This window comes from Brevibacterium sp. HMSC07C04, from assembly GCF_001815905.1.
In the GTDB taxonomy this organism is placed as follows: domain Bacteria; phylum Actinomycetota; class Actinomycetes; order Actinomycetales; family Brevibacteriaceae; genus Brevibacterium.
Map to the genome: position 1 here is coordinate 89,926 of NZ_KV823250.1, position 23,659 is coordinate 113,584.

Here is a 23,659-nt window from a genome sequence, read left to right on the forward strand (position 1 = left end):
CACTGCAGGCTGACTACAGTTTGCGCAGCTGGATCCGGCGTACTGAATGGTCAGCCGACTTCGTCAGAATCAGATCGGCCCGACCGCGCGACGGCGCAACGTTCTCACGCAGATTGGGAGAGTTGATGGAGTCCCAAATCTCCCCGGCAAGGGTGAGCGCTTCGTCTTCTGTCAACTCTGAATAGCGGTGGAAGTACGAATCCGGCTGAGTGAAAGCACCTGACTTCAGCTCCATGAACCGGTCGATGTACCACTGGCGGATATCACCGGGTGCCGCATCGACGTAGACGGAGAAATCGAAGTAGTCGCTGACCGACATTCCCACTTTCCCATCGGCGCGCGGCCTGGGCGGCTGCAGGACGTTGAGCCCTTCGACAATCAGAACATCCGGTGAGCGCACCGTGATCTCAGCACCGGGAACAATGTCGTAGGTGTGGTGCGAATACACGGGGGCGCGAGCTTCGCCCGCACCGGACTTGACGGTGGCGAGGAAGCGCATGAGCGCCCGCCGGTCGTAGGATTCCGGAAAGCCCTTCCGGGATGTCAGACCCCGGCGTGCCAGTTCGGCATTGGGAAAGAGGAATCCGTCGGTGGTGACGAGCTCAACCTGCGGGGTATCCGGCCACCGGGCCATCATTTCGCGCAGAACTCGCGCGGTGGTGGACTTGCCGACAGCCACTGAACCGGCCACGCCGATGACAAACGGGATGTGCTGTGGGGCGGGGTCGTGGCCGCTGGCGCGCAGCGGAGCAAAGAACTCCCGCGTGAGCCTGTGCTTTTTGCGGCGTGCTGAAACATACAGGTTGAGCAGGCGCGACAGAGGCAGGTAGATCTCTTCGATCTCCGTGGTGTCCATGCGCTCGCCCTTGCCGCGCAGCCGCTCAACATCCTCGGCCGTCAGCGGCAGGGGAGTGGCCTGGGCAAGTTCTGACCACGTTGTGCGGTCAAAGCGCCAGAAGGGCGATGAGACGGACTGGCTGCCCGACTTCTGGTGCGGGCGCAGTCCGGCAAGCAGCCGCGCGGGATCGAGGTCGCTGGATCGAACGGACGTAGCGGCGTCGTTGTGTTCCATAGGTGATGCAGATCCTCGTTTCGCTCAGCGATCCCCCAGACAGGGAATTCCAGCTTAAGGCACAACCGCGCGTTAATATTGAGGTCTATGTGTGGAATTGTTGGATTCGTTGGAAACCCGAACGCCCAGATCACCGCTGAAGACGTCACAGTCGGAGGCCTCAAGCGAATGGAGTACCGCGGCTATGATTCCGCGGGCGTTGCATTCGTGACCGAGACCGGCCAGCTGGCATCAGCGAAAAAGGCCGGGAAGCTGGACAATCTCAAAGCTGAGCTTGCCGAACACCCGCTGCCGAAAGCCGCAACCGGCATCGGCCACACCCGCTGGGCAACCCACGGGGCACCGACTGACGAAAACGCGCACCCCCACCTGGCCGATGACGGCCGTCTGGCGCTGATCCACAACGGAATCGTCGAAAACTACGCCTCACTCAAAGAGCGCCTGCTGAAAGACGGCGTCGAATTCGCATCTGAAACCGACACGGAAGTCGCAGCGCACCAGCTGGCCAAGAACTACCGCGAAACCGGTGACCTCACCGAAGCCATGCGGCGGACTTCTAACGAGCTTGAAGGTGCTTTTACCCTGCTGGCCGTCCACGCTGACAAACCCGGAACGGTTGTCGCCGCCCGCCGCAATTCGCCGCTGGTCATCGGCCTGGGTGAGGACGCCAACTACCTGGGTTCGGATGTTGCCGCGTTCATCGACTACACCCGCCGCGCCGTTGAGATCGGCCAGGACGAAGTCGTCACCATCACAGCTGATTCAGTCGACATTATGGACTTCGACGGCAACCCGGTCGAAGGCACCGAGTATGAGATCGACTGGGATCCGGCAACTGTGGACAAGGGCGGATTCACGTCGTTCATGGAAAAGGAAATCCACGACCAGCCGCAGGCAGTCGCCGATACGCTCCTGGGCCGCTTCGACACCGACGGGCGCCTCACCCTCGACGAAATGCGGATTGACGAATCCGTGCTGAAATCCGTTGACAAGATCATCGTCGTGGCCTGCGGCACGGCCGCCTACGCCGGTCAGGTCGCCAAATACGCGATCGAGCACTGGTGCCGCATCCCGGTAGAAGTCGAACTGGCCCACGAATTCCGCTACCGCGACCCGATCGTGTCGGAGAAGACCCTCGTCGTCGCGATTTCGCAGTCCGGCGAAACGATGGACACCATCATGGCCCTGCGCCACGCCCGCCACCAGGGCGCGAAGGTGGTTGCCATCTGCAACACCTACGGTTCGACCATTCCGCGCGAATCCGATGCCGTTCTTTACACGCACGCGGGCCCCGAAATCGCAGTGGCCTCCACCAAAGCGTTCCTTTCTCAGATTGTCGCCTGCTACCTGCTGGGTCTGTATCTGGCACAGCTGCGCGGCAACAAGTACCGCGACGAAATCCAGCTGATCCTGGACGAACTGCAGAACATTCCGGGCAAGGTCCAGCAGCTTTTGGATGACGACTCCCAGCAGATCACCGACCTGGCCAAGCGCCTGGCCGAAACCCCGTCCGTGCTGTTCCTGGGCCGCCACGTGGGCTTCCCCGTGGCCATGGAAGGCGCGCTCAAACTCAAAGAGCTCGCCTATATTCACGCCGAGGGCTTCGCCGCGGGCGAACTCAAGCATGGTCCCATCGCGCTGATCGACGAGGGCCAGGTTGTCATCATCATCGTGCCCAGCCGCTTCGGCAGGGATTCGCTGCACTCGAAGGTCGTCTCCAATATTCAGGAGGTCCGGGCTCGCGGAGCCAACACGATCGTCATTGCCGAACAGGGTGACGAAGCAGTGCGCGAGTACGCCTCCGAAGTCATCTACGTGCCCAACACCACCACGCTGCTGGCACCCCTGCTGACTACGGTGCCGCTGCAGATCTTCGCTATGGAACTGGCTCAGGCCAAGGGCCTGGATGTCGACCAGCCGCGCAACCTCGCGAAATCCGTCACGGTCGAATAAACGGTCGGACAGAGCCGCATAGAGGAGGACAGAGCCGTGGGCATCATCGGCATCGGCGTTGATATTGCCGACGTTCCCCGCTTCCAGGAGCACATTGAGCGGGTGCCCGAACTCCTGGACCGCCTGCTGACTCCTGCCGAGCAGCTGAAGAAGAACGGAAGGCGGCGCAGCCCGGAAAGCCTCGCCGCCCGGTTCTCGGCAAAAGAGGCCCTGGTCAAGGCTCTGCAGTTCCCGCAGATCATTCCGTGGCAGGAGGCCGAGGTGGTGTCGGCCTTCTCCGGTGCCCCGTCTTTCCGTTTGAGCGGTTGGGTGTTGGAGATGTTCTGCCAGCGCGGAGGTGAGCACGTGCACCTGTCGATCACCCACGACGGGGACCGCACAATCACCTACGTCATTGTCGAAGGCAGCGGACCGTCACTGTCCCCGCCTGTCGACCAGCCGGCCCCGCCGCTGCCGGGAACAGAAGAGCACGACCGTGCGCTCGCCCAGTTCCGCGCCGATGTCGCACTCAGGCGGCAAGAGCGCAATCGGATGCGGGAGGAAGCCCGCCGGAACAACCCCGGCTGAACCAGCAGAAACCGAGTCACCCCGCGCATTGCCCCCAGCTCGAACAGAACAGGAAACACCATGCCCCGCCCCGCGTACACCGGTGAGCAGATCCGCCAGGCCGAAGCTCCGCTTTTGGAAGCCGGTGAAGGCGACAGGCTCATGCGTCGGGCCGCGGGTCAGTTGGCGGCCGTGTGTCGCCGAGTGCTGCGCTTAGGCGGCGGCACCGTCTACGGTCGGCGCGCAGCTGTTCTCACCGGCCCGGGCAACAACGGCGGGGACGCTCTGTTCGCCGCGGCTGACCTCGCTCGCCGCGGTGTTGCCGTCACCCTCCTGCACACCCTCGGCACACCCCACCGGGAGGGCCTTGCTGCCGCCCTGAGCGCTGGTTGCCGGCAGGCTGAAATCGCCGAGGCGCCGGGCCACCTGGGAGCGGCTGATCTGGTTGTCGACGGGATATTCGGCACCGGCGCCAAACCCCAGCTGCCGGAGGACATTGTGCAGCTGCTGTGCGTGTGGCAGGCCAGTTCGGCCCGTGCGGAGGGGCAGATCACAGTGGCGGTCGACGTGCCCACGGGCATTGACGCATCGACCGGACGCAGCGCACAGGCTGCCGTGCAGGCTGATTGGACGGTCACCTTCGGCGGCCTCAAAACCGGCCTGTTCACGGGTGCTGGCGCTTCCGCTGCCGGCCGCGTTGTGCTTGCGCCCATCGGCCTGGATTTCTCAGATACCGTGCCGGATGCGTGGGTGTACAGAAGGGATGATCTGCGCGAACTCGTCAAAGCGCCGACGGGGGAGGACCACAAGTACACCCGAGGTGTTGCGGGCATCTGCGCTGGTTCCGCTGACTATCCCGGTGCTGCCGTTCTGTGCACCAGCGCTGCGGTGGCCGCAGGTGCCGGAATGGTGCGGATCACCGGGGATGCTCAGCTGCGGTCCGCCGTTGCAGCCGAGGTTCCAGAAGCCGTTGCAGCCGACGGGCGCGTCCAAGTGTGGGCCGTTGGCCCTGGCAGCCCCAGCAGCGACAGGACTGAAGCCGTGTTCGCAAGCGGGGAGCCGGTCATTGCCGATGCGGGCGCCCTGGACCATCTGCCCGAACACCTGCCGACAGGCAGCATCATCACACCGCACGCCGGGGAACTCGAAAGGCTTCTCACAGCACGCGGGCACAGCGTGCAGCGGGCCCAGATCGAACAGGACCAGCTGCACTGGGCTCGCGCTGCCGCCGAAGAACTCGACGCGGTCGTTCTGCTCAAGGGCCACCGCAGCGTCATTGCCGAACCCGACGGCACCGTCCACCTGCCCCAAGCCGGTTCAGCCAACCTTGCGACAGCAGGCTCAGGGGACGTGCTCACGGGGGTGCTCGCAGCGTTCCTGGCAGAAAGAGCGGCAGCCAAAGGGCGCCTCGACCCCGGTACGACGGCCGTGACCGCCGCGGCTGCCGTTCTGCTCCATGGGAGGGCGGGCAAGACCGCCGTCCACGCCTCCGGCCTGCCGCAGGCTGTGGAGCAGGCTGTGCTCAAAGCTCGGGGGCGTTAGGATCGAGGCGTGTCCCCATCGTCATCGCAACTTCTGCCCACCACGGCTTACGGGCCATCGCTGCTGACGGCGCACATCGACCGTGACGCCATCCGCACCAACCTTGCGGTGCTGCGCGAACACGCGGGCGAAGCCGGTGTCATTCCGGTAGTCAAAGCCGACGCCTACGGCCACGGCATCACGGGGGTCGTTCCCGTCCTGGTCGAAGCCGGCATTCGCAGAATCGGCACGGCCACAGTGCCCGAAGCCCTGCAGGTGCGCGACCTTTTAGAGCGCCTGGCCGCCGAGGGGCTCACAGGAGCAGAAGACACTGCTGTTCTGTGCTGGCTGATGCCCATCGGCGTGGACTTCGCCCAACTTGCTGAGAAGAACATCGAAGTGGGAATCACCGCTGCCGAACAGCTGCCGCACCTTGCCCAAGCAGCCCGGCAGTGTACAGACAATCCGCTGCGCATCCATATCAAAATCGACTCCGGGCTGGGCCGGGGCGGTATGACCGAACACCAGCTTGACGGCTTCCTGCGCGAAGTCGCCCAGATGGACGACGGTGTTCGCGCGGGCCTGAGAATCGTCGGCGCAATGACCCACCTGGCAGTTGCCGACGAGCCGGGCAGCGAGTTCACCGACCACCAGTACAGCATCTTCACCGAGGAGATCGCGAAGCTGCGCGGTTTCCTGCTGTCCCAACCAGAGCTCGGCGAAGAGGACGAACTCATCGTCCACGCGTCGAATTCGCCCGCCGCGCTGACAATCGGCACGGGACCGGACACACTGACCGCGCGCGCCGTGCGGACCGGACTGGCAGTCTATGGGCTCAGCCCCTTCGCGGGCAGCAGCCCGGAAAGCCTTGGACTGCGTCCGGCCATGACGCTGAAATCCCAGGTCGTAGCGCTCAAAGACGTAGCCCGCGGAAGTCACGCCAGCTACGGACTGACCTACACGTGTGAAGCCGACACCCGCTTTGCGCTCGTGGCCGGCGGCTACGCTGACGGTCTGCCGCGGTCTGCATCCAATGCCGCGCGCGTTTTCATTGGCGGACGCCAGTACCGGCAGGTGGGCCGAATCGCGATGGACCAGATTGTGGTGGAAGTCGGCCTGGACTCGGATGTGGGCGTTGGCGACGAAGTCACCATCTTCGGCCCCGGCGAGTCCGGTGAGCCCACGGCGGCTGACTGGGGCGCGTGGGGTGGGACCATCAACTACGAAATCGTCACCGGCATCGGCAGTCGCGTTGAGCGGATCATGACCGGGCGCGCTGTCGGTGATTCCGGTGCCGAGGCAGGCGATGCCGACGAAAGCGGGGAGCGCGCGTGAGCCGCATCGACATCGAGCTGCGCAACCAAGCCCGTACGGCTGAACTCGCCGCTGCACTGGCGCCGCAGCTGCGCGCCGGGGACCTCATCATCCTCACCGGCGGGCTCGGGGCGGGAAAAACCACGTTCACGCAGTCACTGGCTGTGCACCTCAACGTTCGCGGGCGCGTGTCCTCACCGACCTTCATCATCGCCAGGGAGCACCCGCCGGCAGGCGACGGTCCCGGCCTCGTCCACGTTGATGCCTACCGGCTGGAAGACGCTGCCGAACTCGATGACCTCGACCTCGACTCTGAACAGCACGAAGTCGTCACGGTCGTCGAATGGGGTGCGGGCGTGGCTGAATCCCTGGCGGACGACCACCTGGAGATCACCCTGACCAGGCCCGATTCCGCCGACCCGGAATCCGGTCAGCGCGAGGCTGTTCTGCAGGGCTTCGGCGATTCCTGGGCACCCCGTCTGGCACGTGTGAAGGAGGCCATGAAGTGACTGCCCGGAACACCGGCGAAGCCCAGCCCAAGCCCCCCGTGGTCGTTGCCCTCGATACATCGTCCGCCGCTTCTGTTGCCGTTGTCGCCGATGACCGGACTGAAGTCGAATGGGCGCAGTCGCGGGCGCGTCGCCACGCTGAACTTTTAGGACCGGCGCTGACCGATGTGCTGCAGCAGGCGCCAGAACCCGAACTCGTGGCCGTCGGCGTGGGGCCAGCACCGTTTACCGGTATGCGCGCAGGCATTGCCTCCGGCTTGGGCTTCGCCGTGGGGCGCGGGCTTCCCACAGTGGGTGTGCGTTCCCACGACGGTCTGGCGCTCGCGGTGTACGAACAGCTGCGCCGCGCTGGCGAAGCCGTTGGCGACGTGCGGCTTCTCGTGGCCTCAGACGCCCGCCGCCGTGAGGTCTACTGGGCTGAATACGCAGGACTCGACGAGGCCGGCCTGCCGATGCTGGCTGCTGGCCCGGACGTCGCCAAACCTGCTGATTTGGCCAAACTCAAGGGCCTGGGCGCAGCTGCTGACGGTGACTCCGGGCATGCCGACCCCACCGAACACAGCCCCACCGAACACAGCCTCGCAGAGCCGAACCCAATAGGGCCCGCCCTCTTGCGCATCGGCGCTGGCTTTGAGCTCTACGCTGATGTTCTCGGGCCACCCGATCCGCGCTTTCCGACCGACGCGCTGGCATCTGATATCGCCCGGATAGCCGCGCGCACAGAAGCCGCGGGCCGCCAGCAGCTGGATCCCATCCCGCTGTACCTGCGCGAACCAGATGCCAAACCGCTGCCCGGCCGCTGATCAGCCCGCCGCTATGACCGTCAGCCTCAGCCCGCTGCAGTGGTGGGACATTCCCACCGCGGCCCGTATGGACCGGGAGATCTTCGGCCCTGACGCCTGGAGTGAAGACTTCTTCTGGACGCAGGCGGCAAGCCCCTCCGTGTTTCTCGCCGCAGCCTACGCCGAAGATGGTCTGGCCGGTTTTGCCGGACTGAGCATCAGCGGCAGAGAAGCCGAGATCCTCACAATCGCCACCCACCCCAACATCCGGGGTCGAGGCGCCGGTCGTCTTCTCCTGCAATCCCTCCTGGACACTGCCCGCGCCCGCGGGGTCGAAGCGGTGTACCTTGAAGTGCGCAGCGACAACACGGCAGCACTGGGCCTGTACGAGTCGCTTGGCTTTGTCGTTCTGCACACCAGGCCCGGCTATTACAGGGGCGCGGACGCGCTGGTCATGCGGGCGTCGTTGCTAGGCTTGTGCACATGATTTCGGCATCCATCACACATTGGGAAGACGGCACCGACCTTGTGCTGAGCACAACCATCAGCGCCGATATTCACACCGTGTGGAAGCGCGTCACCAGCCCCATGGAGTGCGCACTGTGGTTCGCTCCATTCCGCCCGGTTCAAGGTGAAGACGCCGATCAGGGCGAGGGCACCTCGGCTGTCAGCGAAGCCTCAGATGTCACCGAAATCGAGTTCGATTTCGAGGGAAGTCCCCTGAACGCCCACGTTCTATCCTGTGTGGAAGACGAGCACGTGCTGGTGGAACTCGGCGGACTGGGCCGCATCAGCCTGCGCCTGACACAAGCCCTCGCAGGGCAGCCCGGAGTCACAGTCACGGCAGCCCACACGTACGCGTCAGACGCAGAGGCCGCGCAGCTGATCCCACAGGTGGGGCCGGTGTGGGATACGCACCTGCGGCTGCTGGCCGGGACCTTCGGCGACGCCGATCTGACAGCGTCTGAAAGCGAAGCTGCACTGTACGCCCGCTACACCGAACTGGCGGTCGCGGAATTCGGAGCGGACAGCGTGAAGTCTGGCTCTGCCCAGGTTCCGGAAGGCGATGACAGCAGCGATGACTGAGCCGCTCATCCTGGGCATTGAGACTTCATGCGATGAAACCGGGGTCGGCATTGTGCGCGGTCGCACGCTGCTGGCGAACACCGTGGCGTCGTCCATGGATGAACACGTCCGCTTCGGCGGGGTGGTGCCGGAAGTCGCATCGCGTGCCCACGTGCAGGCGTTCGCTCCGACACTCACCAAGGCCCTGCAGACCGCGGGGGTGAGCCTGGATGACATTGACGCTGTGTGTGTAACCGCCGGCCCGGGACTGTCCGGGGCGCTCATGGTGGGGGTGAGTGCTGCAAAGGGCCTAGCCGCTGCGACCGGAAAACCCCTGTACGGGCTCAATCACCTGGCCGGTCACGTTGCTGCGGCAACCCTGGACGCTGCCTCTGACGAGGCGGAGCCCGGCTTCGGTCTTGAACTGCCGACTATCGCGCTGCTCGTGTCGGGCGGGCACACGGAAATCCTCAAGATCACCGACCTGGTGGACGGGATTGAACTTTTGGGCTCGACAATCGACGATGCTGCCGGTGAGGCGTTCGACAAGACTGCCCGCCTGCTGGGGCTGGACTATCCGGGTGGGCCGAACATTTCCAAGGCCGCCGCGGGTGGTTTCGACGATGGTGCGGTGGCCAATCCGACGGCGGTGAAGTTCCCGCGCGGACTCATGACGGCAAAAGACCTGCGCGACCCCGAACGCCGATACGCGTTTTCGTTCTCCGGTCTGAAAACCGCGGCGTTGCGGGCTGTTGAAGCCGAAAAGGCCAAACCGGAATCCCAGCGCGTGCGCCTGGCTGATATCGCCGCGTCGTTTGAGGAGGCCGTGGTCGATGTTCTTGTGCGCAAAACACTTTTGGCCTGCAAAGACACCGGCATCAACCGGGTGCTTCTGGGCGGGGGAGTCGCCGCCAACGGCCGCCTGCGCGAACGACTGAGCCAGCGGTGTGCCGACGAAGGCATTTCCCTGCTCATCCCTCCGCTGAGCCTGTGCACTGACAACGGGGCGATGATGGCAGCCCTGGGCGCACATGTGGTTGCCCGCGGAAAACAGCCCTCAGCACCGGATTTCGGAGTGACAAGTTCATTGGAGGTCGACCAGGTTGTCGTCTGAAGGTCCTGCCAGCGCTCGCGATGCACGCCCACCGGAAGAGCACCTGCGGCAGCAGCGCCGCGCCGGTGACGGCTGGGTGGAAACCCCGCAGGGACGCTTCTGGGGCCTGTTCGGCGCAGCCGGTCTGCTCATTCATGACCCCGACCGAGGGGTGCTGCTGCAGCACCGTGCCGTGTGGTCAGCCCAGGGCGGCACGTGGGGCATTCCCGGCGGTGCGCTCGACGAAGGCGAAACACCCCAGCAGGGTGCCATTCGCGAATGTTGGGAGGAAACCGGTGTGCCCGGACCAGGCGGTGAAGGCATTACAGTCATCGGCGAATACCGGGTCGACAAAGAAGGCTGGGCCTACACGACCGTCATCACGCAGGTTACGCAGAGGCTCGAAGAGCGCGTGGCGGACGCTGAAAGCATTGAACTGCGGTGGGTGCCGGTGGAAGAAGTCCCCGAATACGAACTTCACCCGGGATTCGCGGCCGCATGGCCGGAACTGGAGCAGGTGCTGCGCCAGCATTCGGCACAGTGAGGACTCAGCGCTTGCAGCCCTGCTTTTTCTGCCCGCAGCACTGCCGCGGCGCAGCGTCTGCCTGAGCTATTACCACCCGGCGGGCTTGCCAGCGCGCATTTCCGCAGCCAGCAGACCAGCCACGTCTTCTATGCGGCCGGTTTCCTCGAACAGCTTCTTCTGCCGCTGGTAAGAGGCTCCCACGCGGGCAAAGTTCAGCATTGACTCCAGTTCAGCCGAGCACCCGAGTTCCTGGGCGATCGGGGCCAGTCGCTCCACCTCGTCAGCTATGACATCGGTGACCAGCCGTTCGTCGCAGGCGGCGTTTTCAATGATGATCGTGTCCATGCCGTAGCGAGCTGAACGCCACTTGTTTTCACGGTGGAACCAGTCCGGCAGGAAGTTGAGCTTTTCGCCCCGATCCAGCCTCTGCGACATGTCGTGGACAAGGCACTGGACAAAAGCTGTGACGGCGGCAAGTTCCGCGAGTGTCGGAATGCCGTCGCACACGCGGACCTCGACGGTGCCCCAGCCGGGTGCTGGGCGAATGTCCCAGCGGATTTCGTTGATCGAATCGACCACGCCGGTGTGCAGCATGTCGCCGATGTAGTCTTCGTATTCACCCCAGTTCTTCAGCTGGAAGGGCAGACCCGCAGTGGGCAGCTGCTGGAAGAGCATGGCGCGGTTCGACGCGTACTGGGTGTCATGACCGGCCCAGTAGGGGCTGGATGCGCTGACGGCTTCCAAGTGCGGCACATAGGCCATGAGGGCCCGGACAATCGGCATGACGTGATCGCGATTCGCGATGCCCACGTGGGTGTGCACACCGAAGATCAGCATCTGCCTGCCCCACCACTGGGTGCGGTTGACCAGCTCTTCGTAGCGGTAGGCGGGCGTGACTTCCTGTTCCCACCACGGGGAGAAGGGGTGCGTGCCCGCGGAAAGAACGTCGAGCCCGCGAGGCGCCAGGATGCTGCGCAGATAGTCGAGAGTTTCGCTCAGGTCAGCTGTGATACCGGCTACCTCGGCCTGCACTCCGCTGACGATTTCGAGGGTGTTGGTGAGCATTTCGCCCACGATCTTGCCCTGGAAGTTCTCGTTGCCGTCAGCTTTGAGAGCCTCGAGGACTTCAGGCGCGCGGGAGGCCAAAGCGAAGTCTTCGGCATCGACGATCGCAAGTTCCCATTCCGCTCCCAGTGTCGACTGAGCGGACGAGGCAAAAGAAAGCATGCGGTCATCCTAAACCAACCGGCAGGTAACACCGGGTCAGCTGCGGCCCTCAGCCCTTTGCCGTGGGGCGGGACTCATCTGCCGACCAGCCCGACCAACTGGGGGAGTACAGGGCCGCGTGCACGCCGATCTGTTCGAGGGCGAAGATGTTGCTGCAGGCAGTCACACCGGAACCGCAGTAGGCGACGACACCGCCGCTGTCAGCACCGAGCTCGGCGAACTGGGCTGCGAGTTCGTGCTTCGGCAGGAGTGCGCCCCCGCGGTAGTTGTCGGAGGCCGGGCGGTTGAGAGCACCGGGAATGTGGCCTGCGCGCGGATCCATGGAATCGTCTTCACCGCGGAAGCGAGCCGACGGTCGGGCGTCGAGCAGTGTGCCGAGTGCCGCCGTTGCCGCGGCCTGGTCTGCATCCACAGTCGGCATCGCACCGGTGGTGATCGTGATGTCGGAGGGCTTCGGCTGCGGACTTTCGGTCGAAAGCCCACCTCCGGCGACCTTCCAGGCGTTCAGCCCGCCGTCGAGGATGCGCACGTCATCAAGACCCGCCCACCGCAGAATCCACCAGCCGCGGGCGGCACCCAAAGAGCTGTTGTCGTCATAGACGACGACGGTCGAATCCGGGGTGATGCCCCAGCCGCGGACAGCTTCCTGCAGGTCAGCGGCATCCGGCAGCGGGTGGCGGCCCAGAGTGGGATCATCCGATGTTCCCGACAGCTGCGTGTCAAGGTCTGCATACTGAGCCCCGGGAATGTGTCCGGCCGCGTAGTCGTGTAACCCGTTGGGCTTCTGCAGGGTCCAGCGGACGTCGAGGATGACGAATCGGTGTGCAGAGTCTGCGTCTGCAAGAGCGGCTTTGAGCGCATCGGCGGTGATGAGCGACATACGGCAATCCTTCGTTCATACGGACAACAGCCATTCCCACTACACTCTCACAGATGCGCGCGTTTCGATTCCTCTCCGCACTGACCGCCGGCGTCATGGTTCTTGCAGGGTGCTCGGGGCCGAACCAGCCCACACCGACCCCAGCGGGACCGAGCACTGCAGAAGAACCCTCCTCCGCCTCGTCAGGGGTCAGCGAGGACGATCTGCGCAAGGCCCGCAAGATCGTCGAAAACATGAGCGATGACCAGCTGGTCGGCGCAACCATCATGGGCACATACGACGGTGCAGATCCCGCTGCGGCCGGGAAGATGATCAAAAAGCACAGTCTGTCCGGTGTCATCATCATGGGCTACAACCTGCCCGACGGCACGACGCCCGAGCAGGTCAAGAACTACACGGCAACACTGCGCAAAGCTGCGGGTGAGCGCGCATGGCCCGTGCAGCTGAGCGTGGACCAAGAAGGCGGCCCAGTCGCCAGGCTCGAATCCGCTGCGTACAGCTTTCCTCCTCTCATGGCCTTCGGTGCAGCCGGCGAGCCCGAGCTGACTGAACAGGCCATGACCGTGCAGGGTGGGCAGTTGGCCGATCTGGGCTTCACGGTCAACTGGGCTCCGGTGGCTGATGTCACCCTGGGGAAGAAAGACCCGGCGGTCAATGTTCGCGCGGCCGGGGACAGTCAGAAGACGGTTTCGGCTGCTGTTGAGTCGGCCGTGACGGGATATCAGAAAGCGGGCATTGCCTCGAGCGCCAAGCACTTTCCCGGCCACGGGCAGCTGACGGTTGACTCGCATATCGACCTGCCCGAATCGAAGAAGACGCTGGAAGAATACAGCGACACCGAATGGCAGCCGTTCGAAGCGGCGATCAAGGCCGGTGTGCCCTCTGTTCTGGTGGGCCATATGCGGGTTGCCAGGGCCGGTGACAAGCCTGCCTCGCTGAATCCGAAAGTGTATGACGCGCTGCGGGACGACCTTGGCTTTTCAGGGGTCGCGGTGACCGACGGGCTCAATATGGGAGCCATCACCAACGGTGTTCCCGCTGGTGAGGAAACCGTCGAAGCACTGAAAGCCGGAGCGGACCTTGCTCTCATGCCACCTGATCTGGAGGCGGCCGTGCAAGCTGTGAAAAAGGCTATGGACTCAGGTGAACTGTCGGCTGAAGACATGCAGGCCAAAGCGCAGCGCGTTGTTGCCATGAGCCTGTGGCAGCAGAGAGCGCACGGTGGTGGTGACAGCGCTGAAGGTGGGGACGAAGGTGCTGGAAACGGCAAAGCTGACAAGAAATCGGCGGACGAGATCTTCAGCGAGGTCGGACGCGAATCTCTCACGGTTCTTGCTGGCAGCTGTTCGGCTGAACCGGCGAAAAGCGTTTCGATTTCCGGACAGTCAGCTGCTGCTGAGGCTCTGAAGAAGGCGCTGAAGAAACACGGTATTACGGCCGATGGGGGTACGCGCGTGCGGTTGGTTGATGGGACCGACAGCTCTTCCGGCGGCGGAGCGGATGTTGTCGTCGGCATGGGCGGGCCGTGGAATGTCGCACCCGCAGCGAGGAATGCCGACACGGTTTTGGCGACCTATGCCGACAGCAAATACGCCATGAACGCCGTCGCCGCCTATCTGGCAGGCAAACTTGAAGCCTCCGCGCGGCTGCCGGTCTCCGTTTCGGGTCTGAAACCGCCCAAGTGCGGTTAGCCGGATGCCCGTCGGCGCGGATGCACGCTGTAATGCGTTTTCACCCTTAAATGCGCCGCATTAGCGCGTGAACCTGCATTAAAGCGCGAAGCTGGCTGGGCAGCCGGGCGGTAATGCGCTCGCCACGCGCTTCAACATTCGCGGGCGAGGATGGCGCAGCGCTGTTCGCCCACCCGGGTGAAGATGACGACCGCAGATTCAGACGGCTGGCCCTTGCCCGCCGGTTCGAGTTTCAGCTGGCGCTGAACCTGAGCGGGATCAATGTCCATGCCGCGCTTCTTGACGACCACCTGGGTGATTCCGCGCTGCGTCAGCGCACCGCGCAGGGACCTGATTCCGGTGGGCAGAATGTCCTCCACCCGGTACTGCGAAACCGCCTGGGCGGCAGGCCCTTCGGCAGGGCGGTCCCCGGACAGGTACGCAATCGACTCATGAATCCTGTGCGCACCCAGCGGGGCGCACAGCGCTTGAACGAGGCCGGACCGAATAACCGCCCCGTCCGGTTCGAACAGGTAGTCGCCGACGGAGGCGACTTCCACCTCGGCGGAGGGAAGATCGGCTTCCGTTACCGTGAGCGATCCTTCTTCGCCCATGATGAGGGCCGCTCGTCCCTCGCGTTCCTGCGCGTGACCGCGAAACAGCGCAACCTCGACAACATCGCCCATGTGCGAAGTCCACTGAGCCTCCCAACCGGCAGGCACGAGACCGTGACTCAAAGCGGGGCCGAGCTTGATGCCGACACTGGGCACACGCTCGGCCGCGGCCAAAGCCCATGACAGCCGCGGCGAAAAAGCCTCCGGGTGCGATAGGCGGAATGCCGAACCGTCCGCGTTCTTCCCGCTGCGTCGGGCAGGATCCAGCCACAGGGCGTCAGCCCGATCAAGGTTGAAGTCCTCCGCGCGGGCGTGCTCGGCAATCGCGTCAAACGGCCGCAGGTTGTATGCGGCGAGCGCGGCAGTGACCTCGTCGGAATCGCAGGCGTACACGGAAGCTGCGCCAACACCGGCGAAGGCAAGAGCATCAGCCCCGATCCCGCAGCCAAGATCGGCAATCAGCTGAGGTTTGCCCCTGTGGATGCGCTTGGCGTGCATCGCCGCAACCGGCAGGCGGGTGGCCTGCCCCAGGCCGTCGCGGGTGAACAGCATGGAATCGGCAAACGGCCCGAATTTGGCACGCGCCTCGATCCGCAGCTGCGCCTGTGTCATAACGGCGGCCACGACATCCGGTGACAGTCCTTGTTTGCGCAGTCGCTGCTGAATCTGCATTTCAGCAGAAGGGCTGTACTCGATTGAGTCGAGAACAGCCAGCACATCAGGGTCGAGCAGGGCAGCGGCAGTCTGAGGGTCCATGCCTTCGAGCCTATAGGCTATGAATGTGACTACCCTCCTGACCGCCCGCACTGTGCGCGAGATCGCTGCGGAACTTCGACTGCGCCCCACCAAACAGCGCGGCCAGAACTTCGTGATCGACCCCAACACGGTGCGCATGATTATTGCCGAAGCCCAGTTGGCGCCCGGCATCACCGTTGCCGAGGTGGGGCCCGGCTTGGGTTCGCTCACTCTGGGTCTGCTGGAGGCTGGTCACCCGGTTGTCGCCGTCGAACTCGATGAGCTCTTGGCCTCCCGGCTGCCGCGCACGATCGAGGAATTCCACGGTCCCGACGCCGCGTTCGACCTGGTGGTCGGCGATGCCCTGCACGTGACCGAACTGCCGCGACAGCCGCGGGCACTCGCAGCGAACCTGCCGTACAACGTGGCCGTCCCGGTGCTTCTGCACTTTCTGGCCCAGTTTCCCTCGATTGAAAATGTGCTGGTGATGGTGCAGGCCGAAGTTGCCGACAGGCTTGCTGCCCGTCCCGGCAGCAGAGTCTACGGAGTGCCCAGCCTCAAAGCTCAGTGGTACGGAACGGTATCGCGAGGCTCTGACATCGGGAAGAACGTCTTCTGGCCGGCCCCGAACATCGGTTCGGGGCTTGTGCGAATCGTCCGCCACGCACAGCCGCTGCCGGGGGCCGACGAGGTTGAGCGCAGCCGAGTCTTCGCACTCATCGACGCGGCCTTTGCGCAGCGCCGCAAAACCCTGCGTGCCGCCCTCAGCGGTGTTTTCGGCGGGGGAGAGCCCGCCCAGAAGATCCTCGAAGCTGCGGGCATCAGCCCGCAGGCGCGTGGTGAAACACTCGCGATCGAGGACTTCATTGCGCTCGCCCGCGCAGAAGCACAGTCCTGACCGTGCACACCTGATAGAGCCCGGCTTCGCTGAGAAACGCTCATCAGCCGATAGTGTGGACCCAAACAATCAGAGGAGCCACATGATTCGGGCCACCGCTCACGGCAAAGTCAACGCCATGCTCGGCGTCGGCGAACCAGGCGATGACGGCTATCACGACCTCGTCACCGTCTTCCACGCCCTCAACGTGCGCGAAACCATCGCACTGACAGAAGCTGACGACCCCGCCAACCCGAAGGTGACGGTGGCTGGCCCCTACGCATCGTCATCCATTCCCTGTGACGAGCGGAACCTGGCCCGAAAAGCAGTGAACGCGCTCGCCCGGGCGACGGACACCCACATTGCGGTTGACATCGCAATCGACAAGAACGTGCCGGTCGCAGGTGGAATGGGAGGCGGTTCTGCCGATGCCGCAGCAGCGCTTGTCGCCTATGCGGCGCGCATCGGCCTGGACGATCCACAGCTGCTTCATGACACCGCGGCAGCACTCGGGGCGGACGTGCCCTTTGCGCTCCTGGGCGGGACGGCTATCGGCACCGGCCGCGGCGATGAGCTCGCCACCGTCATGTCTGATGCGCAGTTTCACTGGGTGCTGGCAACATCGGCGAGCGAACTGTCAACACCGCAGGTCTACGGTCGGCTGGACCAGATGCGAGCCGAGGGCCGCGCACCGGGCCCGACGGTCGATGCTGGGGAGGCTGTTGCAGCGTTTGTCGCCGGTGACCCGCACCGGTTGGCTGATGCTCTGCACAACGACCTCGAAGCCGCCGCCTGCGACATGCTGCCCCAACTGCGCGAGGTGCTGAGAACCGGACGTGAAGCTGAAGCCCTCGGAGGGCTCGTGTCCGGTTCCGGGCCGACTGTTGCCTTCCTCGCCGAAGATGCCACTCACGCCCTTGACCTCGCTGTCATTCTCGAAGCCAGCACGTCCGTGCGCAATGTCGTGCGCACAACGGGACCCGCCCCGGGAGCTCACCTCGTTGAGGACTGATTCCCGTGGCTGTTCGGAGCCTCTGACCCTGGCAATGGGTGCCGGCATTGCGCTCATCTGCACCGGTGTGCTCCTGGTGGAGCTGGGCGCGTGAACGACCAATAGACTGAGACGGCGGCTGAAGAGCCTCAGCCGACTGACTGCAGGAAGGACGCACCGTGGCACATCTGATCGGAGCCGAAGACATTTCGCTGGACTATCCCACGAAGACCGTCTTCGATTCGCTCACCATCGGTGTCCACGAAGGCGACAGGATCGGCATCGTCGGCCGCAACGGCGACGGCAAATCGACGCTGATGGCACTGCTGACCGGGCAGATGGAGCCCGATTCTGGCCGCGTGACCCAGCGCGGTGGGCTGCGCGTGGGAGTTCTCACCCAGACTGACAGCCTCAACCCCGATGACACCGTCGGCATCGCAATTGTCGGTAACCGCCCCGAATACGAATGGGCTTCCGACGCTCGGATCCGCGACATCATTGCGGGTCTTGTGGGCGATCTCGACTGGGACCGCCAGATTTCCGCACTTTCAGGCGGGCAGCGCAGGCGCGTGGCACTCGCCGCCCTGCTGGTGGACGACTGGGATGTGCTCGCACTCGACGAACCGACCAACCATCTGGATGTTGAGGGCATTGCCTGGCTGGCCGGCCACCTGAACAAGCGCTGGCCCAAAAACACGGGGGGACTCTTGGTCGTCACCCACGACAGGTGGTTCCTCGACGAGGTCAGCACCGACACGTGGGAAGTTCACGACGGCACGGTCGACCAGTTTGAGGGCGGATACGCGGCCTATGTCCTGCAGAGGGTCGAACGCGACCGCCTGGCCGCGGCAGCAGAGGCCAAGCGCCAAAACCTCATGCGCAAAGAGCTCGCCTGGCTGCGCCGAGGCGCCCCCGCCCGCACATCCAAGCCGAAGTTCCGCGTGGAAGCGGCCAATCAGCTCATTGCCGATGTTCCGCCGGTACGCGACTCGCTTGAACTCAAACGGCTGGCGGTGTCGCGCCTGGGCAAAGACGTCGTCGATCTCGAAGATGTGGCCTTTGCCTACCCGGACGGCTATGTGCTCACGGGTGTCACGTGGCGGATCGCCCCCGGTGAGCGCACCGGAATCCTCGGCCGCAACGGGTCGGGAAAATCGACGCTGCTGGGGCTGATCGCCGGCAGCCTGCAGCCGACCGACGGGCGGATCAAACGCGGCAAGACCGTCAAACTGGGGGTGCTCGACCAGCAGTTTTCCCAGCTTGCCGACATCGGCCGCGACCGTGTGCGCGAAGTTCTCGCCCGCACCAAAACGAGCTTTGAAATCGACGGCAAAGACCACACCCCGGCGCAGCTTCTGGAACGGCTGGGCTTTCAGCGCGAACATCTCTCGGCCTATGTCGAAGACCTCTCCGGCGGGCAGAAGAAGCGCCTTCAGCTGCTGTTGCTGCTGCTGGACGAACCCAATGTCATCCTGTTGGACGAACCGACCAACGACGTTGACGCTGACATGCTCGCCGCCATGGAAGACCTCATGGACTCCTGGCCGGGCACACTCATCGTCGTATCCCACGACCGCTACCTCATTGAGCGCGTCACCGACCAGCAGTACGCAATTCTCGACGGCACGCTGCGCCACGTGCCCGGCGGAATCGACGAATACCTGAAACTCGCCGCTGAACTTGACGGCGCCGACAGCAGCAGCCGAGGTGCCCGGAACCAAGACAGCGGCACCTCGGCATCCTCTGCTGACAGCGGACTGACCGGCGCCGAAAGGCACGCCAAGCGCAAAGAGGTCGGCGCGATCGAACGCAGGCTCGACCGGGTCAACGGGGAAATCGAGAAGGTTCTCGAACGGCTCGGCGAACACGACCAGACCGACTTCGAGGGACTGCAGGCCCTCGGCGAAGAACTGCGGGGACACCGCGAAGAAGCCGAACAGCTCGAAGAGCGCTGGCTCGAACTGTCTGATCTGCTCGAAGACAGCTGACTGCGCCAGCGGCCACGACCCCGCCCCCAGTGCGGGGGTCGTCCGAAAGTATGACTCCGGTTCAGCCGAAGAACCGATGGGATCACCCCGTGTTTTCGGTGAACTGGAAGCATGGAACGACACGGTTTTGCAGACAGAATCACCTCCAAGCGGGGGTCATGGTTCACACTCATCATCGGGCTAGTGGTGATGGGGGTGCTGTTCGGAGTTTTCGGTTCGGCGAAAGCGCCCGAAGCCAGCGAACAGGCCCCTGCCGCATCCGAATCACAGAGGGCGCAGGCGCTGCTGGACGAATTTCCCGGCGCGGACGAACAGTCCGTGCTGATCGTCGCCACCGCGCGTGACGGCGGAAAGATCGCAGACGGCCAGAAGACCGAACTGAAAGACCTCGCTGAGGCGCTGAGCAGAACCGCTTCAGCATCGCTCGGTGAGGCATCCGAGCCTATTCTCAGTGAGGACGGTCGCGCCGCGGTCGTCCTCGCCCCTATCCAGGCGGGCGAATCCAACACCGCCAATGCCGAAGTCATCGGCGAGCTGCGCGAGGCCGTCGCTGAGCACGGCCCGGCCGATCTGAAGCTGGAAGTCACGGGCGGGCCTGCCCTCGGTGCGGACGTCGCCGCCGCGTTTGACGGGGCGGACTTCACTCTGCTGGCGGTGACGATCGCGATTGTCGCCGTCCTGCTGATCGTCACCTACCGCTCGCCGATTCTGTGGCTGGGGCCGCTGCTTGCCGTCGGCCTGGCAGATGGTCTCGCGGGCCGCCTGACAGCAGCGGCTGGCCAAGCGTGGAATCTGCAGTTCGATGCCGGAATCATCAGCGTGCTCGTATTCGGCGCGGGCACCAACTATGCGCTTCTGCTCATTTCGCGCTACCGCGAGGAACTGCTGCGCCAGGCCGACCACCGGGCGGCGCTTGCGGCTGCGTGGCGGCACACGGTCGGTGCGATTGTCGCCTCAAATCTCACGGTTGTGCTGTCTCTGCTGACACTCGTGCTGGCCGTCATTCCCGGTACGCACGGCCTGGGAGTCACCTCGGCTATCGGCCTGCTGACCGCACTGGCTGCTGTTCTTCTTGTGCTGCCTCCGATGCTCGCGATAGTCGGACGAGGCGCCTTCTGGCCCTCGATTCCACGCTGCGGTGCCGCTGCGGGCCGGGGTGGGGTGTGGCATCGCGTGGCGACTTCCGTTGCCCGCCGGCCTCTTGTGTCAGCAGGTGCGGGCATCGCCGCGCTGGCCGTTATGGCATCGGGGCTGTTCGGTGTGAAGGTCGGCCTTGACCAGCTGGATCGGTTCCGGGTGCAGTCGGAGTCGGCAGCCGGTCTGGAAACCCTGTCGCAGCATTTCCCTCCCGGTGAGGCCCAGCCGATCCTCATTGTCGCGAACGAAGACAAGGCTGATGACGTCGTGGCGGCGGTGGAAGACCGCGAAGGCGTTGTCCGTGCCGGTGAAATCGACACGCATAACGGATTGTCGAAGATCATGGTGACAAGCGGCTACAGCCCGAGCACGGACAAGAGTCTGGCGCAGATCGATGAGCTGCGCGACGCCGTCGGTGCGATAAACGGTGCGGATGCTCTGGTCGGCGGGCAGGTCGCAGCGGATGTCGATGCGCGCGCGGGCAATGCACAGGACTTCGCGCTCATCGTCCCCCTGATTCTCGGGGTGACGCTCATCGTGCTCATCTTCGTTGCTCGTTCGGCTGTTGCCCCGGTTGTTCTGCTGGCGATCAATGCGGCCAGTTCGCTTGCCGCGATTGGTGCAGGCTGGGTTCTCAGCCGCCTGATGTTGGGAAGCGAAGCGCTGGATCTGCAGGTTCCGCTTCTGGCGTTCCTGTTCCTTGTGGCCCTCGGCATTGACTACACGATCTTCTTGGTTCACAGGGCCCGCCGCGAGGCCGGTCTGCGCGGAACCGCCGAAGGCATGATCGAAGCCGTCACCCACACCGGCGGGGTCATTACGAGCGCGGGCATTGTGCTCGCCGCCGTCTTCGCCGCCCTGGGTGTGCTGCCGCTGGTGACCCTGGGGCAGCTGGGCCTGATTGTGGGAATCGGCGTGCTCATCGACACCCTTCTGGTGCGCACTGTCATCGTGCCGGCCGTGTTCACCCTGATCGGCGACAGGGTGTGGTGGCCCAGCAGGCTCCAAACCCCGCACGGATGATTACGGGGTGCCCGCTGGGCGCAGTGCGAGTTGGCGGAGTGTCAGAGGATGCGGTCGCGCAGAGATTCGTAGAGGGACCGGTTGGCGTCTTCGAGCTGCTCTGCCATGTCGAGAGCCTTTGCCGCTTTTCGCCTGTCTGCAAAGGCCGCGGCGTAGATCTTGCCGACTGCGCCGTAGAAGTTCGTGATGAGCTCCGCGGCGTCCGCCGTGTAGTTGACGGCGATCCGGCGCTTGTCCGTCATATCGCGTTCGCGCACCAGCAGGCCGCGGGAGACCAGACGCTCAAGAATAGAGGTCAGGGTAGAAGCCGACAGGGCCACGCGTTCGCTGATGTAGCCGGGGGTGATGGTCGTGTGCTGGTCTGTCGCGTAGACGATCTCAGTCAGGACGGTGAAATCGACAAGATTGAGACCGTGACGGCGGGCGAAGTGTGCTTGCGCGGTGCGAATGAGGTTGGTCTGCGCCATATTGGCATGGACCAAGCGCGCAAGCTCCGCGTTGAATTCAGTGTCCGACGGAAAATGCTGTTTGCCAGCGGTGTCGAACAGGCGGTTAAGGGAATCCGGAAGCATGGCGTTCATCCTAATTGGGAAAATCCGACCGCGCCTCTGGCGATGTCCGCGCTTTGGGATCAAGCAGCCCCATTTATGGACAGGGGCAACGCGAACGCCGAGACTGCAGGGAATCAGGCTCCGAAATGCGAGACGCGGACGTGTCTAAGTTCACGCGAGCGCGAAGCCTGCGATGCCCGCCATTCTGGGCAAGCGGACCGAAGCGAACACGGCGGGCAGGGCTCTGTGATCCCCCTCATGAAATCCTGGGTGTTCTTCCAGTATTCTTGGAGTCGTAATATCACTGCACGCACTGCGCGCGGGCTGTTCAGACAGCTGTGCTCATAGGCACCCACAGTCTCGACGGTCCTCCCATTCGGTGCGTCTTTCTAAGGAAGTGACTGTGAAGCGCAAGTTTCTCGCTCCTGCCGTCGCCGTCTTTGCGACCGCAGCTCTCGCTCTTTCCGCCTGCGGTGAAGCCCCGGAGGGCGGCGCCGATGCCAAGAAGTCTGACTTCAAGGCCTGCATCATCTCTGACGAAGGCGGTTGGGATGACAAGTCGTTCAACCAGTCGTCAAAGGACGGCTTCGACCGCGCCGTGAAGGACTTCGGCCTGCAGGAGGCAGTCGCCGAATCCAAGGACAAGTCGGACTACTCGCAGAACGTCGACACCATGGTGCAGAACGGCTGCAGCATCATCTACGGCGTGGGCTTCAACCTCGCCGCTGAACTCGGCAAGTCCGCCAAGCAGAACAGCGACATCGAATACGCGCTCGTCGACTCCTACTTCTCTGACGAAAACGGCGAAACCGTCGAGTACGACAACGCCAAGCCGCTGGTGTTCAACACCGCTGAAGCCGCATACCTTGCAGGCTACGTTGCCGCAGGCACCACCAAGAGCGGCAAAGTCGCCACCTTCGGCGGCATGCAGATTCCGTCCGTGTCTATCTTCATGGACGGCTTTGCCGACGGTGTGGACCGCTACAACAAGGACCACGACGGCAAGGTCGAACTGCTCGGCTGGGACAAAGCCAAGCAGAAGGGCTCCTTCGTCGGAAACTTCTCCGACCAGGGTCAGGGTCAGGCTCTGACAGACCAGTTCATTTCGCAGGGTGCTGACATCGTGATGCCCGTTGCAGGGCCGGTGGGCCTCGGTGCGGCTGAATCGGCTAAGAAGCACGGCGATGTTTCGCTCGTGTGGGTTGACGCTGACGGCTACGAAACCACCGAGTACGGCGACCTCATGCTGACCTCGGTGCTCAAGGAGATGTCCAACGCCGTCTACGACAGCGCCAAGGAAGCTTCGGAAGACAACTTCACCGGTGAGCCCTACATCGGCGATCTGAAGAACGAAGGCGTGTCGATCGCTCCGTTCCACGACTTCGAAGACAAGGTCTCCGACGACGTCAAGGACGGCGTCGAAAAGATCAAGCAGGAGATCATCGACGGCAAGACCAAGGTCGAAACCGAGAACGCTCCTAAGTGACCCCGCGCTGAACGCGCAGGTCTCTGAAACGAGACGCCGGTCCCGGCATGGAAGAGCGACTGTCCTCATGCAGTTAGAATCTTCCTGCCGGGACCGCGC

General features: G+C 64.0%; 21 protein-coding genes. 16 read left to right on the plus strand and 5 right to left on the minus strand.

Annotated features, from left to right (window positions below):
* Window positions 1–13: 13 nt before the first annotated feature.
* The gene (gene coaA / locus HMPREF3162_RS03960) at window positions 14–1,072 is read right to left on the minus strand and encodes a type I pantothenate kinase (protein WP_070574582.1); all 1,059 of its coding nucleotides are present in this window, start codon (window positions 1,070–1,072) and stop codon (window positions 14–16) included.
* An 87-nt stretch (window positions 1,073–1,159) separates the two neighbouring features.
* On the opposite strand from coaA, the gene glmS reads away from it, so the two are divergent.
* The 10 genes from glmS to HMPREF3162_RS04010 are packed head-to-tail and all read left to right on the plus strand — an operon-like array spanning window position 1,160 to window position 10,399.
* Window positions 1,160–3,025 (plus strand): glutamine--fructose-6-phosphate transaminase (isomerizing), encoded by a 1,866-nt coding sequence (gene glmS, locus HMPREF3162_RS03965; protein WP_070776974.1) that lies wholly within the window; start codon window positions 1,160–1,162, stop codon window positions 3,023–3,025.
* A gap of 36 nt (window positions 3,026–3,061) precedes the next feature.
* Complete coding sequence (locus HMPREF3162_RS03970; protein WP_070776975.1) at window positions 3,062–3,592, plus strand: holo-ACP synthase; 531 nt, start codon at window positions 3,062–3,064, stop codon at window positions 3,590–3,592.
* Window positions 3,593–3,652: 60 nt separating this feature from the next.
* On the plus strand, window positions 3,653–5,113 hold the full coding sequence (locus HMPREF3162_RS03975; protein WP_070776976.1) for a bifunctional ADP-dependent NAD(P)H-hydrate dehydratase/NAD(P)H-hydrate epimerase: 1,461 nt from the start codon (window positions 3,653–3,655) through the stop codon (window positions 5,111–5,113).
* Window positions 5,114–5,122: 9 nt separating this feature from the next.
* Window positions 5,123–6,427, plus strand: coding sequence for an alanine racemase (alr, locus tag HMPREF3162_RS03980; protein WP_083318899.1), 1,305 nt, complete (start codon window positions 5,123–5,125; stop codon window positions 6,425–6,427).
* Window positions 6,424–6,915, plus strand: coding sequence for a tRNA (adenosine(37)-N6)-threonylcarbamoyltransferase complex ATPase subunit type 1 TsaE (tsaE, locus tag HMPREF3162_RS03985; RefSeq protein WP_070574574.1), 492 nt, complete (start codon window positions 6,424–6,426; stop codon window positions 6,913–6,915). Before alr ends, tsaE begins: the two co-directional genes overlap by 4 nt.
* A complete protein-coding gene (tsaB, locus tag HMPREF3162_RS03990; RefSeq protein WP_176747335.1) occupies window positions 6,912–7,718 on the plus strand; it encodes a tRNA (adenosine(37)-N6)-threonylcarbamoyltransferase complex dimerization subunit type 1 TsaB in 807 nt (268 codons plus the stop codon). The genes tsaE and tsaB overlap by 4 nt, the downstream gene beginning before the upstream one ends.
* Before the next feature lie 13 nt (window positions 7,719–7,731).
* On the plus strand, window positions 7,732–8,184 hold the full coding sequence (rimI, locus tag HMPREF3162_RS03995; protein ID WP_070777022.1) for a ribosomal protein S18-alanine N-acetyltransferase: 453 nt from the start codon (window positions 7,732–7,734) through the stop codon (window positions 8,182–8,184).
* Window positions 8,181–8,783 (plus strand): SRPBCC family protein, encoded by a 603-nt coding sequence (locus HMPREF3162_RS04000; protein WP_070776977.1) that lies wholly within the window; start codon window positions 8,181–8,183, stop codon window positions 8,781–8,783. Before rimI ends, HMPREF3162_RS04000 begins: the two co-directional genes overlap by 4 nt.
* A complete protein-coding gene (gene tsaD, locus HMPREF3162_RS04005) occupies window positions 8,776–9,876 on the plus strand; it encodes a tRNA (adenosine(37)-N6)-threonylcarbamoyltransferase complex transferase subunit TsaD (RefSeq protein WP_070776978.1) in 1,101 nt (366 codons plus the stop codon). The genes HMPREF3162_RS04000 and tsaD overlap by 8 nt, the downstream gene beginning before the upstream one ends.
* Window positions 9,866–10,399 carry an NUDIX domain-containing protein gene (locus HMPREF3162_RS04010; protein ID WP_083318902.1) on the plus strand — a complete coding sequence of 178 codons (534 nt, stop codon included), beginning with the start codon at window positions 9,866–9,868 and terminating at the stop codon, window positions 10,397–10,399. The genes tsaD and HMPREF3162_RS04010 overlap by 11 nt, the downstream gene beginning before the upstream one ends.
* Window positions 10,400–10,468: 69 nt before the next feature.
* Here HMPREF3162_RS04010 and HMPREF3162_RS04015 read toward each other — a convergent pair whose 3' ends face one another.
* Both HMPREF3162_RS04015 and HMPREF3162_RS04020 read right to left on the minus strand, forming a co-directional pair.
* A complete protein-coding gene (locus tag HMPREF3162_RS04015) occupies window positions 10,469–11,608 on the minus strand; it encodes a glutamate--cysteine ligase (RefSeq protein ID WP_070776979.1) in 1,140 nt (379 codons plus the stop codon).
* A 49-nt stretch (window positions 11,609–11,657) separates the two neighbouring features.
* A complete protein-coding gene (locus HMPREF3162_RS04020) occupies window positions 11,658–12,488 on the minus strand; it encodes a sulfurtransferase (protein WP_070776980.1) in 831 nt (276 codons plus the stop codon).
* A 53-nt stretch (window positions 12,489–12,541) separates the two neighbouring features.
* On the opposite strand from HMPREF3162_RS04020, the gene HMPREF3162_RS04025 reads away from it, so the two are divergent.
* Window positions 12,542–14,179 carry a glycoside hydrolase family 3 protein gene (locus HMPREF3162_RS04025; RefSeq protein WP_070776981.1) on the plus strand — a complete coding sequence of 546 codons (1,638 nt, stop codon included), beginning with the start codon at window positions 12,542–12,544 and terminating at the stop codon, window positions 14,177–14,179.
* A 131-nt stretch (window positions 14,180–14,310) separates the two neighbouring features.
* On the opposite strand, the gene HMPREF3162_RS04030 is transcribed toward HMPREF3162_RS04025, so the two are convergent.
* Entirely contained in the window at window positions 14,311–15,528 is a 1,218-nt protein-coding gene (locus tag HMPREF3162_RS04030; protein ID WP_070776982.1) for a class I SAM-dependent methyltransferase, read from the minus strand.
* Window positions 15,529–15,547: 19 nt separating this feature from the next.
* Here HMPREF3162_RS04030 and rsmA point away from each other — a divergent pair, with 19 nt between their 5' ends.
* The 4 genes from rsmA to HMPREF3162_RS04050 all read left to right on the plus strand — a co-directional run bounded on the left by rsmA (window position 15,548) and on the right by HMPREF3162_RS04050 (window position 21,523).
* Entirely contained in the window at window positions 15,548–16,405 is an 858-nt protein-coding gene (gene rsmA / locus HMPREF3162_RS04035) for a 16S rRNA (adenine(1518)-N(6)/adenine(1519)-N(6))-dimethyltransferase RsmA (RefSeq protein ID WP_070574560.1), read from the plus strand.
* A gap of 82 nt (window positions 16,406–16,487) precedes the next feature.
* Window positions 16,488–17,396: a 4-(cytidine 5'-diphospho)-2-C-methyl-D-erythritol kinase gene (locus HMPREF3162_RS04040; protein WP_070776983.1), complete on the plus strand. Its 909-nt coding sequence runs from the start codon at window positions 16,488–16,490 to the stop codon at window positions 17,394–17,396.
* Between the two features lie 158 nt (window positions 17,397–17,554).
* The gene (locus tag HMPREF3162_RS04045; protein WP_070574553.1) at window positions 17,555–19,363 is read left to right on the plus strand and encodes an ABC-F family ATP-binding cassette domain-containing protein; all 1,809 of its coding nucleotides are present in this window, start codon (window positions 17,555–17,557) and stop codon (window positions 19,361–19,363) included.
* A gap of 111 nt (window positions 19,364–19,474) precedes the next feature.
* Window positions 19,475–21,523, plus strand: coding sequence for an MMPL family transporter (locus HMPREF3162_RS04050; RefSeq protein WP_070776984.1), 2,049 nt, complete (start codon window positions 19,475–19,477; stop codon window positions 21,521–21,523).
* A 41-nt stretch (window positions 21,524–21,564) separates the two neighbouring features.
* Here the strand turns inward: HMPREF3162_RS04050 and HMPREF3162_RS04055 are convergent, their stop codons facing one another.
* Window positions 21,565–22,095, minus strand: a complete 531-nt coding sequence (locus tag HMPREF3162_RS04055; RefSeq protein ID WP_070574549.1) for a MarR family winged helix-turn-helix transcriptional regulator — start codon at window positions 22,093–22,095, stop codon at window positions 21,565–21,567.
* Between the two features lie 382 nt (window positions 22,096–22,477).
* Here HMPREF3162_RS04055 and HMPREF3162_RS04060 point away from each other — a divergent pair, with 382 nt between their 5' ends.
* Complete coding sequence (locus HMPREF3162_RS04060; protein WP_070574547.1) at window positions 22,478–23,560, plus strand: BMP family lipoprotein; 1,083 nt, start codon at window positions 22,478–22,480, stop codon at window positions 23,558–23,560.
* Window positions 23,561–23,659 lie beyond the last annotated feature (99 nt).